The sequence below is a fragment of the Saccharopolyspora sp. NPDC047091 genome, from assembly GCF_040643635.1.
Classification (GTDB): Bacteria; Actinomycetota; Actinomycetes; order Mycobacteriales; family Pseudonocardiaceae; genus Saccharopolyspora_C.
Map to the genome: position 1 here is coordinate 1 of NZ_JBEYUS010000107.1, position 13,127 is coordinate 13,127.

Sequence of the window (13,127 nt, forward strand, 5' to 3'; positions counted from 1 at the left end):
GGGCGAGCGCACCGACGCCTGCGGCGGTGCCGAGCAGCGGCCGTGGGAGTGCACCGCCGTCGTGGCGGGCTTCGCCGGCTGATCCGGCCGCGCGCCGTCGCGCCGCAGCTGTCCGCGGTGGAATCGGAGCTGCGGCCCGGTTTCGACCCGGCGGCGCGGTCCGAGTCCGGCGCGGCGGCGGTCGCGCGGCTGGCCGGGGACCTGTCGGCGTTCGCGCGGCGGCACGCCCTGGAGCGGGTCGTGGTGGTCGACGTCGCCTCCACCGAACCGCCGTGGCCGGACGGCGCGCGGCTCGCGGACGCCGCCGCCCTGGACGCCGCGCTGGAGGCCGCACCGGGCCCCGGGTCGGGCCCCGCGTCCGGCTCCGGCTCCGGATCCGCGTCCGCCGGCCCGGTCCCGGCCAGCGTCGTCGCCGCCTGCGCGGCCGTGCGGGCCGGCTGCCCGTTCGTGGAGTTCACGCCGTCCACCGGGATCGCCGTTCCCGCGCTGCGCGCCCTGGCGCAGGAGCGCGGCCTGCCGTACGCGGGCGGTGACGGCAAGACCGGCGAGACGCTGCTGCGCACCGCGCTCGCGCCGGTGTTCGCCGAACGCGCCCTCGCGGTCCGCTCCTGGGCGGGCACCAACCTGCTCGGCGGCGGAGACGGCGCCACGCTCGCCGACCCGGGCACCGCGGCGAGCAAGCTGGCGTCGAAGTCGCGCGGGCTGCACGCCCTGCTCGGCGAGGACGTCGCCGCGCCGCTGCACATCGACAACGTGCCGGACCTCGGCCAGACCAAGGTGGCGTGGGACCACGTGCGCGCGGAGGGGTTCCTCGGCTCGGCGGTGACGCTGCAGCTGACCTGGTCGGCGTGCGATTCGGCGCTGGCCGCGCCGCTGGTGCTGGACCTGACCCGGCTGGTCGCGCTGGCGCACCGCGCCGGGTGCAGCGGTCCGCTGACCGCGCTGGGCTGCTTCTTCAAGGACCCGTTCGGCGCCGGTGGCGACCCGGAGCGGCACCGCTTCGACCACCAGGTCCGCGAGCTGCACGACTGGGTGCGGGAGATCAGCGGCGGAGGTGCGCGATGACCGCGCTGGGCGGGTCGAGCGGGGTGAGCGGGACGAGCAGGGTGAGCGGGCTGAGCCGGCTGACCGGCCTGATCGCGCTGACCCGCGCTCCGGCGGCGCTGACGGCGCTCGGCGACACCGCGGTGGGCGCGGCGGCCGCCGGACGTCCGCTGCGGGGGCGGCGCGCGCTGCTGCCGGTGGCGTCGGTGGCGCTGTACTGGGCGGGGATGGCGCTCAACGACTGGGCCGATCGCGAGCTCGATGCCGTGGAGCGCCCGGAGCGGCCCATCCCGTCGGGCCAGGTCGGTGCCGGTACCGCGCTCGGGGTGGCGGCGCTGCTCACCGGTTCCGGTGTCGTCGCCGGTGCGCTCGCCGGGACCGCCGAAGCCGGTGCGGGGGCGGCGCTCGCGATGAGCGTCGTCGGCTACGACCTGGTGTTCAAGGGCGGCCCGGCCGGTCCGGTCGCGATGGCGGCCTGCCGCGGGCTCGACGTGCTGCTCGGCGCAGGCGGTGCCCGGGCGGCGTGGCCGGCGGCGGCGCTGCTCGCCGCGCACACCTGCGCGGTCACCGCGCTCTCCCGGGGCGAGGTCCGCGGCACCGACCCGGTCACGGCCGCCGCGGCCGCGGGCACCACCGCGCTGGTGGCGGTCGCCGCGGTGGGCGGGCGCTGCGCCTCCCCGCTGCACCGGATCGCCGCGCTCGCCGCGGCCGCGCGGTACGCGGCGCAGGTCGGCTCGGTGCAGCTGCACGCCTGCCGGAACGTGGACGCGCGCACCGCGCGGGCGGCGACCCGCGCGGGCATCCACGGCATGGTGCCGCTGCAGATCGCGCTGACGGCCCGGCACGACCTGGGCACCGCGGTGCTGCTCGCGGCGCTCCCGCCGGTGGTCCGGGCCGGTGGGAAGGTGGTGTCGGCGACGTGACGGGCTTGCGCTTCGGCTACGGCACCAACGGGTTCGGCGACCACCGGCTGGACGATGCGCTGCGGGTGATCGCCGACCTCGGCTACGACGGGGTCGCGCTGACTCTCGACCACCACCGCCTCGACCCGTTCGCCGCGGACCTCGCCGAGCAGGTGCGCCGGGTGCGCGGCCTGCTCGACCGGCTCGGCCTGTCGGTGGTGGTCGAGACCGGCGCGCGGTACCTGCTCGACCCGCAGGTCAAGCACCACCCGACGCTGGTCTCGGCGGACAGCGCGCGCCGCGTGGACTTCCTGCGGCGCGCGGTCCGGGTGGCCGCCGACCTCGGGTCCGACGTCGTCTCGTTCTGGTCCGGCACCCGACCGTCCGATGTGGACGGAGAAGTGGCGTTGCGGCGGCTGCTCGACGGCACCGCGCTGGTCGTCGAGGAAGCCGGCCGGCACGGCGTGCGGCTGGGGCTGGAGCCCGAACCCGGGATGCTCGTCGACACGGTCGACGCGGCGCTGGCCGTCCGCGAGCGGCTCGGCGAACCCGAACCGCTCGGCATCACCCTCGACGTGGGGCACTGCGTCGCCGTGGAGCAGGACACCGCCGCCGGGTGCGCCTGGCGGGTGCGGGACCACCTGGTGCACGTGCAGCTCGACGACATGCGGCCCGGCGTGCACGAGCACCTCGAATTCGGCGCGGGCGAACTCGACCTCACCGGGACGCTGGAAGCCCTGGCCGGCATCGGGTTCACCGGTCTCGCCGCCGTCGAGCTGCCGCGGCACGGCCACGCCGCCCCGCAGGTCGCCCGCCGCGCCATCGGCGCGCTGCACCAGCCCTGGGTGTCCGAGGCGATCGCCGCGGTGCGCCGGGACCCGGCGAGCATCGCGACCCGGTTCCCCGCGGTGGGCAGGCACACCGGCCGCAGGCCCGTCGACCGGGACGATCCGCACGGGCTCGTGCACGGCACCGTCGACGACCGGGTGCGCGGCCGGTTGTTGCGCGCCTTCGCCGACACCGCCGAACCCGGCCGGGTCGCGGCGGAGGTGACGGCGCTGTACCGCCACGGTGACGACGCCGAACGCCGCGGCGTGCTCCGCGCGCTGGACCCGCTCGGCCCGGCGGTCCTCGAAGCAGGGCTGGAACTGGTGCGGGATGCGTTGCGCGCCAACGACATCCGGCTTGTCGCCGCCGCGATGGGGCCGTTCGCCCGGCACCTCGACGACCACGCCTGGCGGCACGGCGTGCTCAAGTGCCTGTTCACCGGCGTGCCGCTCGCCGCCGTCGCCGGGCTGCCGCAGCGCGCCGACGCGGAACTCCGCCGCATGGTCGCCGATTTCGCCGCCGAGCGCCGCGCCGCCGGGCGCGACGTGCCCGCCGACGCCCGCGCACTCCTGGAGGCGTGATGCGCATCTTCGAACCGCACGTCCACATGACGTCCCGCACCACCGACGACTACGAGGCGATGCACGCCGCCGGCGTCCGCGCCCTCGTCGAACCCGCGTTCTGGCTCGGCCAGCCGCGCACCGGCGTCACCTCGTTCACCGACCACTTCGACGCGCTGATCGGCTGGGAGCGCTTCCGCGCCGCGCGGTTCGGCATCCGCCACCACGCCACCATCGCGCTGAACCCCAAGGAGGCCAACGATCCCCGCTGCCGCGAGGTGCTCGACGTGCTGCCGCGGTACCTGGCCAAGGACGGCGTCGTCGCGGTCGGCGAGGTCGGCTACGACTCGATGACCCCCGAGGAGGACGACGCGTTCGCCCACCAGCTCCAGCTCGCCGCCGCGGCCGACCTGCCGGTGCTGGTGCACACCCCGCACCGCGACAAACCCGCGGGCACCCGCCGCACCCTCGACGTGGTCCGCGAATCCGGGCTGCCACCGGAGCGGGTGCTCGTCGACCACCTCAACGAGGTCACCGTCGAGCTGGTCGCGGACACCGGCTGCTGGCTGGGCTTCTCCATCTACCCGGACACCAAGATGGACGAGGAGCGGATGGTGCGGCTGCTGCGGCGGCACGGCACCGAGCGGATGGTCGTCAACTCCGCAGCCGACTGGGGCCGCTCCGACCCGTTGAAGACCCGCGCCACCGGCGAGGCGATGCTGCGCGCCGGCTTCACCGACGACGACGTCGACCGGGTGCTGTGGCGGAACCCGGTCGCGTTCTACGGGCAGAGCGGGCGGCTGAACCTGGATCCGCTGCCCGGGTTCACCGCCGACGGGGCGACCTTCGCCGACAACTCCGTGCTCCGCGGATCGAGGGGGTGAACCGGTGCTGTCCTACTGCACGAACGTCCACCCCGCCGAGGACCTCGACGGGGTCCGCGCCCAGCTCGCCGAGCACGCCGAACCCGTCCGCAAGCGGCTCGGCGCCGAGGTGCTCGGCGTCGGCCTGTGGCTGGCCGCCGACCTCGCCGAGCACCTGGCCGCGGACGCCGCCGCGCGCGCCGCGCTGAAGTCCGAATTGGACGGACGTGGGCTCGCCGTGCGCACCCTCAACGCCTTCCCGCACCGCGGATTCCACCGGCCGGTGGTGAAGCACCGGGTGTACGAACCGACCTGGGCCGAACCGGAACGGCTCCGGTACACGCTGCACTGCGCCGAAGTCCTCGCCGCGCTGCTGCCGGAAGGCGGCCGGGGCGGCATCTCGACGCTGCCGCTGGGGTGGCGAACCCCGTGGACGGCCCGCGAGGAGGATGCGGCCCGGCGGCACCTCGACCAGGCCGCGCACCGGCTGGGCCTGCTCGCCGACCGCACGGGCCGCCGCATCCGGCTGGCCGTCGAACCGGAACCCGGCTGCCGGTTGGACACCGTCGCGGACGCCCTCGACTGGCTGCCCGGCTGCGACACCGAGCACATCGGGCTGTGCCTGGACACCTGCCACCTCGCGGTGTCCTTCGCCGACCCCGCCGAGACCGTGCGCGCCATCGCGGCGAGCGGCGTCGACGTCGTCAAGGTCCAGGCCTCCGCCGCGCTGCACGTCGACGACCCCGCCGCGGCCCGCGCGGAACTCGCCCGCTACGCGGAACCCCGCTACCTGCACCAGGTTCGGGAACGCGCCGCCGACGGCATCCGCCGCTGCGACGACCTGCCGCAGGCGTTCGGGGAACTCCCCGGGGACGGACCGTGGCGCGTGCACTTCCACGTGCCGGTGCACTGGGCCGCCGACGGGCCGGTACGGCCCACCACCGGGGTGCTGCGCGAGGTCCTCGCCGCCCTGCCCGGACCACTGCCGGAGGTCGAGGTGGAGACCTACACCTGGACCGTGCTGCCCGACCCGCCCGCCGACCTGGCGGCGGGCATCGCCGCGGAACTCGCGTTCACCCGGCGGCTGATCGACGAGCGGGAGGCCGCGTGAAACCCGTGCTGCTGCTGGACGTCGTGGGCCTCACGCCCGCGCTGCTCGCCCACATGCCGAACCTGCGGTCCGTCGCCGCCGACGGGTGGCAGGCCGAACTGGGCACCGTGCTGCCCGCGGTGACCTGCAGCGCGCAGTCCACGCTGCTGACCGGGACGATGCCCGCCGAGCACGGGATCGTCGGCAACGGCTGGTACTTCCGCGAACTCGGCGAGATCCTGTTCTGGCGGCAGCACAACGGGCTCGTGCACGGCGACCAGGTGTGGGACACCGCCCGCCGCCACCACCCCGGCTACACCGCCGCCAACGTGTGCTGGTGGTACGCGATGGGCGCCGCCACCGACTGGACCGTCACGCCGCGCCCGATCTACCACGCCGACGGCCGCAAGTCCCCGGACTGCTACACCCGGCCGCCCGAGCTGCACGACGAGCTCACCGCCGAGCTCGGCACCTTCCCGCTGTTCCACTACTGGGGGCCGACCGCGGGCATCGCCTCCTCCCGGTGGATCGCCGCCGCGGCCCGCCGCGTGCTGCACGACCACCGGCCGGACCTGCTGCTGTGCTACGTCCCGCACCTGGACTACGACCTGCAGCGCCACGGGCCGGCGAGCCCGCAGGCCCGCGCGGCGGCCGCCGAGGTCGACGGTGCGCTCGCCGACCTGCTGGCGGACGCGCGCGACACCGGGGCGACCACCGTGGTGCTCAGCGAGTACGGCATCACGCCCGTGCACCGGCAGGTCCACCTCAACCGGGCGCTGCGCCGGGAAGGCCTGCTCGACGTGCACACCCAGGCGGGCATGGAGTACCTCGACCCGTGGGCCTCGCGGGCGTTCGCCGTCGCCGACCACCAGGTCGCGCACCTGCACGTCCGCGATCGGTCCGATGTGGACCGGGTTCGGGCGCTGGTCGCGGCGCTGCCCGGCGTCGACGACGTCCTGGACCGCGCCGCGCAGGCCCGCTTCGGCCTGGACCACCCGCGCACCGGGGACCTCGTCGCGGTCGCCGAACCCGATTCCTGGTTCACCTACTACTACTGGCTCGACCGGGACCGGGCGCCGGACTTCGCCGGGGGAGTGGAGATCCACCGCAAACCCGGCTACGACCCCGCCGAGCTGTTCCTCGACCCCGACGACCGCTGGGTGCGGGCCAAGGCGGCGCTGAACCTGGCGAAGAAGAAGACCGGGCTGCGCTACGCCATGAACGTCGTCCCGCTCGACGGGCGGGCCGTCCGCGGTTCGCACGGGAGGCTGCCGGACTCCCCGGCCGACGGGCCGGTGCTGCTGTGCTCCGACCCGCGCGTCCCGGCCGCCGTCGAACGCACCGGCCGCCTCGCCGCCACCGACGTGCACGACCTGCTGCTGGACCTGCACGGAATCCGCTGAGAACCACCCGCGAAAGGACGAGCAATGCCGCTCACCCGCAGAACCCTGCTGCACACCACCGCCCTGCTGGCCGCCGCCGGAGCGGCCGGTGCGACGAGCACCGCCGCCGCGGCCGCCGGACATCCGCGCGGCCGCATCCCGCACGAGGCCATCAGCATCCAGCTCTACACGCTGCGCACCCTGCTCGACGAGGACGTGCCCGGCACGCTCCGCCAGGTCGCCGACCTCGGCTACCGCAGCGTCGAGACGGCGGACCTGCACGGGCGCACCGCCGCCGAGTTCCGCACGATCCTCGACGACCTCGGGCTGCGCGCCACCTCCGGGCACGTCGACCTCGACGACGGCGTGGACGCGCTCATCGAGGACGCCCACACGCTGGGCCACCGCCAGGTCGTCGTCCCGCACGCCGTGTTCGACACCGCCGACGGCTGGCGCGCCTTCGCCGACGAGCTCAACGAAGCGGGCCGGAAGTGCCGCGCCGCCGGACTGCGGTTCGGCTACCACAACCACGACCACGAATTCGCCCCGGTGGACGGAGTGCTGCCCTACGACGTCCTGCGGGAACGCACCGATCGCAGGTTCGTCCACTTCGAACTCGACCTGTACTGGGCGGTGCACGCGGGCCAGGACGTGCTCGCGCTGATCGACGCCGAGCGCGACCGCATCCGCCAGCTGCACGTCAAGGACCGCGCCCCGGACGGCGAGATGGCCGACCCGGGCACCGGGACCATGGACTTCCCGGCGATCTTCGACCACGCGCGGGCCGCCTGCGAGTACATCGTCGAGCACGACCAGCCCACCGATCCGCTGCGCACCGCCCGTGTCGGCTTCGACTACCTCCGAGCGGTCCGCTGGTGACCAGGGGCGTCGTCCCCGGCGCGGCCGGCTGACGTGCCGTCACACTTCGCGTGCCCGCCCCGTCCCCCTCCTGGAACGAGGAGGGAGCGTGGAGATGCAGAAGACCGTCATCGTGTGCACGTCGGTGTCGCACGGCAACACGCGCCGGATCGCCGAGGTCATGGCCGGGGCGCTGGACGCCGAGGTCGTCCCGCCGCAGCGGGCCGATCCGGACGTGCTCGCCCGCGCCGACCTGGTGGGCTTCGGCTCGGGTGTCTTCCACGGGCGGATGCACCCGGAGCTGATCGGGTTCGCGCGGGCGCTGCCGCGCGGGCGGGGGAGGGCTTTCGCGTTCGCCACCAGCGGTTTCCCCGAGCTCCCGGTGCTGCCGTTCACCCGGCCGCTGGTCCGGCTGCTCGGGGACCGCGGCTTCGACGTGCGCGGCACCTTCTCCTGCCGCGCGTTCGACACCTGGGCGCCGTTGCGGCTGGTCGGCGGCCTGCACCGGGAGCGGCCGGACGAGCGGGACCTGGCGGCGGCGCGCGAGTTCGCCGAGCGGATGCGGCGCGCGGCGGCGTGAGGCCGGGCCGCCGTGCGAGCGGTCTCGGCGCGCGTCAGCGCACGGCGTCGGCGAGGAGTTCGTAGGAGCGCCGCCGCAGCTCGTGGTCGTGGACCGGGGTGGTGATCATCAGCTCGCCGGTCCCGGTCCGGGCGGCGATGGCGGCGAGCTCGCGGCGCACGGTGTCCGGCGAACCCGCGACCAGACCGGGAGAGCAGGCCAGGACCTCGGCGCGGTCGAGCCCGACCAGGTCCGCGGCGGCCCGGTCCGGGCTCGGCAGCAGGACGCGCCGCCCGCGGCGGCGGCCGAGGGCCTTCGCCCGGACCGAACCGGCGAGCCACTCGGCCTCGGCGTCCGTACCGGCGCAGATCACCGCCACGCTGACCAGCGTCGCAGGGCGTGCCGAAGGACGGAACGCCTCGCGGTGGACCCGGGCGGCTTCCGCGGCTCCGGCGGGATCGAGGTGGTAGGCGTGCGCGCACGGCAGCCCGTGCTCGGCCGCCAGCCGCGCCCCGGTCCCGGACGAACCCAGCAGCCAGATCTCCGGCCGGTTCTCCCGCGCGGGCACCGCCCGCGATCCGGGGGCGAAGCAGGACAGCAGTTCGGCGACCGCGGTGGCGTGCGCCTCCGCCGTCGTCGCCTCCGGCGGTCGCCGCAACGCCGCGGCCATCGACGGCGCGCCACCGGGCGCCCGGCCGATCCCGAGGTCGATCCGGTCCGGGTGCAGGGCGGCGAGCATGCCCCACCGCTCGGCGACCAGCAGCGGCGGGTGGTTCGGCAACGACACCCCGCCCGCCCCGACCCGCAACCGCGACGTACCGGCCGCGATGGCGCCCGCCAGCACCGCGGGTTCGGCGCAGGCGACGCCGCGCATCCCGTGGTGCTCGGGAACCCAGTACCGGTGGTAGCCGAGCCGATCGGCCAGCCCCGCCAGGTCCAGCGTCCGGTGCAACGCCTCCGCGGCCGAAGACCCGGCCACGATCGGCGAGGTGTCCAGCACGGACAACGTCAGCTCAGCCACCCGCGGGATTCTGCCCGGCCGCCCGGTCGGCCCGCGAGCGGCCGCGGATCAGCTCGGCACCCGGGTCATCATGTCGCCGAACTGCTGCTGGGCCGGGATGAACAGGTCCGGGTTCATGGCGCCCACGATGAACGCGATCCCGGCCAGCACGCCCAGGACCAGCCCGATGATGCTCATGATCAGGCCCGCGGTGGCCACGCTCTTGCCGGTGCGGTGGCGCTGCATCCCGTCCTTGCGCCCCATGATGCCGAGCACGATGCCGACGATCCCGAACACGATCGCCAGCGGCGCCAGCACCCCGCTCAGCCCGCAGAGCAGGGCGAGCAGGCCGAGCACCAGGCCGGACACGGCCAGCGGGCTCGTCTTGGCGCGCGGCATGTCGGTGGGGGTGCCCGTCGTCCACGAGGTGCCCTCGTCCGGTTGCCGCCCGGTTTCGGTCTGCCGCGGATCGAGCTGGCTGGAGCCGGTGTGCTGCGCCTCGTGCTCCGGGCCGCCGGTCCGGGTGGAGCCGGGCTGCCGCCGCGCCTGCCGCGGGTCGGTCTGCCGTTCCACGTCGTGCGAATCGTACGAGTGTGCCATGGCGGTTCTCTTTCCCCCGCGCGGATATCGGTGGAGCACCAGGCGCGCCGACATCGTTCGCGGGCCGCGGACGCCGCACGTCCCTCCTCGCGGTGACGGGCCGGAGCGTCCTCGTCCCGGCTCGGCGGTTCAGCTGTCGCCGAGGCCTGGTCTCCCCGTTCGGGTGCCCAGCCCGGCCGGGCGGGCAAACCCGCCGCGGCCGGCCTGCGCCGGAGCCGGTCGCGGCAGACCCCGCCGCGACCCGGCCTGCGCGGAGCCGGTCGCCGTCCCGGGCGGCTACAGCTCGGCGGGCTCCCCGCGCAGCGTCACCTCGCGCCCGGATTCGGTGCGCACCGACACCGAGCGCACGCCCGGGCGGCCGGGCACGACCACCAGCGGCAGCCGGTCGAAGGTGTGGGCGCCGAGGTGCTCCCGCAGTTCTGCGGCATCGCCGCCGACCTCCAGCCGGGTGACGGCCACCCCGCGATCACCGCGCTCCGTCGTCCCGCGATCCGGGTTGGTGCCCGGGTCCTCCCGGTAGAACCAGTTCGGCAGCCCTCGGCGCCAGCACGTGTCGAACGCGCGGCCCGGACCGGGGGCGGTGGTGATGATGCGCTGGGTGCCGTCGGGCTGGACCCGCCCCGGACGCCGCGCCACCTCGCCGCCGAACCGCCGGGCGACCTGCTCCATCTCGTCGAGGGTGTCGGCGCGCAGGCACCAGAACATCCACCGGTCCCCGTCCGCGACGGCCCGGTCGAACCAGGCGACCGCCGGGTCCTGCTCGGACGCGGGCGTCGTCACCGCCTCGACCTCCAGGTAGACGTCGCCGCCCAGCGGGAAGATCGTGTTCACGAGGCCGCCGGCGAACGCGCCACCGTCGTAGTGGGCCAGCCCCGTCTCCTCCTCGATCCGGCGGACGGCCGCGTCCCGATCGCGAACGCCGAGGCAGAGGTGGTCGAGGTGGAACATGTCGATCCTTTCCGAGTCCACCGCGCACGCGCGCATCCCGCGGCACGCGGAAATCCACTATGGACGATACGCGAACGCCGACGCCCCTCGGCCGGGTTCGTCCCGGAAATCCGATGCCGTCGAACGCCGAATCGCGCATGTCGTCGGTCCGCGCGCGGCGGACCCGCGAAGTCCGTCGTCTCCGAGTCCGGCCGCCGTTCGCCCGATACGTGGCCTGCGGCCGAACGCGTCCGCTCCGACCGGTGCCGGATCGCGGTCTTCGACCCGGACCTGCCCGCGCTGGGCGAACGGTTCTGCGCGGCCGGTTTCGGGGCGTGGGCCGAGGACTGCGCCGGTCCGGTCGCGCTCGCCCACGCGGACTTCCACGGGAGCGACCTGCTGTTCCGGACGCTCGCCGACGGGCAGCGGGAAGTGCTGACCGTCGACTGGCCGCTGGCCGCCCGGGCCTCCCCGTTTGATCGACGTCGCCTACCTCCTCGGCCGGATGCCCACCGAGGTCCGCCGCGGCGGAGAACGCGTGCCGGCCGGCGCTTACCCCGACGCCCACCACGTGGACCACCCGTGGGAACGCTGCTGGGAGGACTACCGGCGGTAGGTCTGGTGCGGCGTGGCGAGTTCGCTGATCGCGGTGCTCGGCACCCCGTTGTCGGCGGCGGACACCGCGACCTGCTGCGCGAAGGTCAGCCGGTTCCTGACCCAGGCCGCCGACCACGATGCGGTTCGGTTCCTCGTGTGAGCGGGCGCGGGCCGGGCGAGCGGGAACGATGTGTTCGTCGAGGTCGGTGCCCGGACGGGAACCGCGGGGAAGGGGGAGCGTGGAGATGCCCGGTGGCAGCGCAGGGTCCCAGGTCGTCGCGCTGGGGCATCACCTACCGGCGACCGTCGTCACGACCGGCGAGGTGGCCGACCGGATCGGCGTCGACGAGCAGTGGATCGTGTCCCGGACCGGCATCCGCGAGCGCCGGATGGCGGCGGAGGACGAGACCGTGGCGGACCTGGCCACCGCGGCCGCGCGGGCGGCGCTGGATGCTTTGGCCGCCGACGCCCGCTACGCCGAGGGCCGGGCCGGGATCGACGCGGTGATCGTGGCGACCTCGACCGCCGAATCCGCCATCCCGAACGTCGCCGGTCAGGTCGCGGCGCGCGCCGGCCTCGGCCACCCGGCCGCGTTCGACGTGAACACCGCCTGCTCGGGGTTCTGCTACGCGCTGGCCATCGCCGACGCGCTGATCCGCGCGGGCACCAGCCGCGGCGCCCTGGTCGTCGGGGCGGACAAGGCGACGGCCTGGCTCGACTGGGACGACTGGAACACCGGCATCCTGTTCGGCGACGGGGCGGGCGCGGTGGTGGTGCTCCCGCACGACCGGCCCGCCGTCGGGCCGGTGCTGTGGGGCAGCATCGGTGAGCAGGGCGAGCTGATCTCGATCGACCCGCAGCAGCGGGTGCTGCGTCAGGAGGGCCGCTCGGTGTTCCGCTGGGCCACCGGGCTCGACGACCTGGTCCGCGAGGTCTGCGCCCGCGCCGGTCTCGAACTGGGCGACCTCGTCGGGTTCGTCCCGCACCAGGCCAACCTGCGGATCGTCGACTCGTTCGTGCGCAAGCTCGGCCTGGACGAGATCCGCACCGCCACGGACGTGATCGACGCCGGCAACACCATCGCCGCGACCATCCCGGTGGCGCTGTCCCGGATGCGCGCGCACGGCGAGTTCGGCGCCGGCGGGCCCGTCCTGCTGTTCGGCTTCGGCGCGGGCCTGTCCTACGCGGGCCAGGTCATCACCCTGCCCCCCGCGAACCCGCCACGGTCGCCGGCCCCGACCCGCGACGCCGCGCCGGGGAGCTGACCTCCCGCCACGTCGGCTCTCCGGACACGCTGCGCACCGGGTGGTGCACGCCCCGTGCCGCGGGTGCCGCGCCGATCCCGCGGTTTGGAGATCGGTGACCGACGTGGGGTAGCTTCGCCTCGCCACGCGGCATCGACCGTGGCATCGGAGGAGCGGCCGGGGTCGCCCGGGGTGGAGGAACGATGGGTTCGCGCGTGAGCGCATTCAGCCAGCTGGTCGGTCGTTGGTTCCCGTTGATCGTGCTGGTGGCCGGTGCGGTCGCGCTGGTCTTCCCGAGCTTGTTCGCGGGGTGGACCTCGGTGGTGCCGTGGTTGCTGGCGGTGATCATGCTCGGGATGGGTATGACGCTCGAACCGCGGGATTTCGCTTATGTGGCGCGTCGTCCGGTGGCGTTCGCGATCGGGGTGGTCGCGCACTTCGTGATCATGCCGTTGCTCGCCTGGCTGTTGACGGTGGTGCTGCCGCTGAGCCCGGAGCTGGCGGTCGGGGTGATCCTGGTCGGTTGTGCGCCGAGCGGTACTTCGTCGAACGTGATGGTGTTCCTGGCGAAGGGGGATACGGCGCTGTCGGTGGCGATGAGCAGCGTGTCCACTCTGGTCGCGCCGATCGTGACGCCGTTCCTGGTGCTGTGGCTGGCGGGTAGCTACCTGCC

The 13,127-nt window shown here is 75.0% G+C and carries 14 protein-coding genes; 11 read left to right on the forward strand and 3 right to left on the reverse strand.

Going from position 1 to position 13,127, the window contains the following annotated elements; genetic code table 11:
• Positions 1-48: 48 nt before the first annotated feature.
• The 8 genes from ABZ805_RS27865 to ABZ805_RS27900 all read left to right on the forward strand — a co-directional run bounded on the left by ABZ805_RS27865 (position 49) and on the right by ABZ805_RS27900 (position 8,107).
• Entirely contained in the window at positions 49-1,065 is a 1,017-nt protein-coding gene (locus ABZ805_RS27865; protein ID WP_358446498.1) for an inositol-3-phosphate synthase, read from the forward strand.
• The gene (locus ABZ805_RS27870; protein WP_358446465.1) at positions 1,062-1,967 is read left to right on the forward strand and encodes an SCO3242 family prenyltransferase; all 906 of its coding nucleotides are present in this window, start codon (positions 1,062-1,064) and stop codon (positions 1,965-1,967) included. The genes ABZ805_RS27865 and ABZ805_RS27870 overlap by 4 nt, the downstream gene beginning before the upstream one ends.
• Positions 1,964-3,355: an EboA domain-containing protein gene (locus ABZ805_RS27875; protein ID WP_358446467.1), complete on the forward strand. Its 1,392-nt coding sequence runs from the start codon at positions 1,964-1,966 to the stop codon at positions 3,353-3,355. Before ABZ805_RS27870 ends, ABZ805_RS27875 begins: the two co-directional genes overlap by 4 nt.
• Complete coding sequence (locus tag ABZ805_RS27880) at positions 3,355-4,218, forward strand: TatD family hydrolase (protein WP_358446470.1); 864 nt, start codon at positions 3,355-3,357, stop codon at positions 4,216-4,218. The genes ABZ805_RS27875 and ABZ805_RS27880 overlap by 1 nt, the downstream gene beginning before the upstream one ends.
• A 4-nt stretch (positions 4,219-4,222) precedes the next feature.
• Positions 4,223-5,308 (forward strand): metabolite traffic protein EboE, encoded by a 1,086-nt coding sequence (gene eboE, locus ABZ805_RS27885; RefSeq protein WP_358446473.1) that lies wholly within the window; start codon positions 4,223-4,225, stop codon positions 5,306-5,308.
• Positions 5,305-6,690: a nucleotide pyrophosphatase/phosphodiesterase family protein gene (locus ABZ805_RS27890; protein ID WP_358446476.1), complete on the forward strand. Its 1,386-nt coding sequence runs from the start codon at positions 5,305-5,307 to the stop codon at positions 6,688-6,690. The genes eboE and ABZ805_RS27890 overlap by 4 nt, the downstream gene beginning before the upstream one ends.
• Before the next feature lie 24 nt (positions 6,691-6,714).
• Complete coding sequence (locus ABZ805_RS27895; RefSeq protein WP_358446479.1) at positions 6,715-7,548, forward strand: sugar phosphate isomerase/epimerase; 834 nt, start codon at positions 6,715-6,717, stop codon at positions 7,546-7,548.
• A 94-nt stretch (positions 7,549-7,642) separates the two neighbouring features.
• Positions 7,643-8,107, forward strand: a complete 465-nt coding sequence (locus tag ABZ805_RS27900; RefSeq protein ID WP_358446500.1) for a flavodoxin family protein — start codon at positions 7,643-7,645, stop codon at positions 8,105-8,107.
• Positions 8,108-8,141: 34 nt separating this feature from the next.
• Here the strand turns inward: ABZ805_RS27900 and ABZ805_RS27905 are convergent, their stop codons facing one another.
• From ABZ805_RS27905 to ABZ805_RS27915, 3 genes are all read right to left on the reverse strand, one after another.
• On the reverse strand, positions 8,142-9,107 hold the full coding sequence (locus ABZ805_RS27905; protein WP_358446482.1) for an LLM class flavin-dependent oxidoreductase: 966 nt from the start codon (positions 9,105-9,107) through the stop codon (positions 8,142-8,144).
• 48 nt (positions 9,108-9,155) lie between these two features.
• Entirely contained in the window at positions 9,156-9,686 is a 531-nt protein-coding gene (locus ABZ805_RS27910; RefSeq protein ID WP_358446485.1) for a DUF4190 domain-containing protein, read from the reverse strand.
• Positions 9,687-9,962: 276 nt separating this feature from the next.
• The gene (locus ABZ805_RS27915; protein WP_358446487.1) at positions 9,963-10,634 is read right to left on the reverse strand and encodes a VOC family protein; all 672 of its coding nucleotides are present in this window, start codon (positions 10,632-10,634) and stop codon (positions 9,963-9,965) included.
• Between the two features lie 607 nt (positions 10,635-11,241).
• On the opposite strand from ABZ805_RS27915, the gene ABZ805_RS27920 reads away from it, so the two are divergent.
• From ABZ805_RS27920 to ABZ805_RS27930, 3 genes are all read left to right on the forward strand, one after another.
• Entirely contained in the window at positions 11,242-11,370 is a 129-nt protein-coding gene (locus ABZ805_RS27920; protein ID WP_358446490.1) for a hypothetical protein, read from the forward strand.
• Between the two features lie 85 nt (positions 11,371-11,455).
• Entirely contained in the window at positions 11,456-12,475 is a 1,020-nt protein-coding gene (locus ABZ805_RS27925) for a beta-ketoacyl-ACP synthase 3 (RefSeq protein WP_358446493.1), read from the forward strand.
• Positions 12,476-12,669: 194 nt separating this feature from the next.
• The coding region (locus ABZ805_RS27930) for a bile acid:sodium symporter family protein (RefSeq protein ID WP_358446495.1) at positions 12,670-13,127 on the forward strand (458 nt) is incomplete at its 3' end.

Coding starts and splice junctions, on each gene's coding strand:
- ABZ805_RS27925 (WP_358446493.1), top strand. CDS start 11,456: ATGCCCGGTGGCAGCGCAGGGTCCCAGGTCGTCGCGCTGGGGCATCAC.
- ABZ805_RS27880 (WP_358446470.1), top strand. CDS start 3,355: ATGCGCATCTTCGAACCGCACGTCCACATGACGTCCCGCACCACCGAC.
- ABZ805_RS27910 (WP_358446485.1), bottom strand. CDS start 9,686: ATGGCACACTCGTACGATTCGCACGACGTGGAACGGCAGACCGACCCG.
- ABZ805_RS27900 (WP_358446500.1), top strand. CDS start 7,643: ATGCAGAAGACCGTCATCGTGTGCACGTCGGTGTCGCACGGCAACACG.
- ABZ805_RS27870 (WP_358446465.1), top strand. CDS start 1,062: ATGACCGCGCTGGGCGGGTCGAGCGGGGTGAGCGGGACGAGCAGGGTG.
- ABZ805_RS27895 (WP_358446479.1), top strand. CDS start 6,715: ATGCCGCTCACCCGCAGAACCCTGCTGCACACCACCGCCCTGCTGGCC.
- ABZ805_RS27915 (WP_358446487.1), bottom strand. CDS start 10,634: ATGTTCCACCTCGACCACCTCTGCCTCGGCGTTCGCGATCGGGACGCG.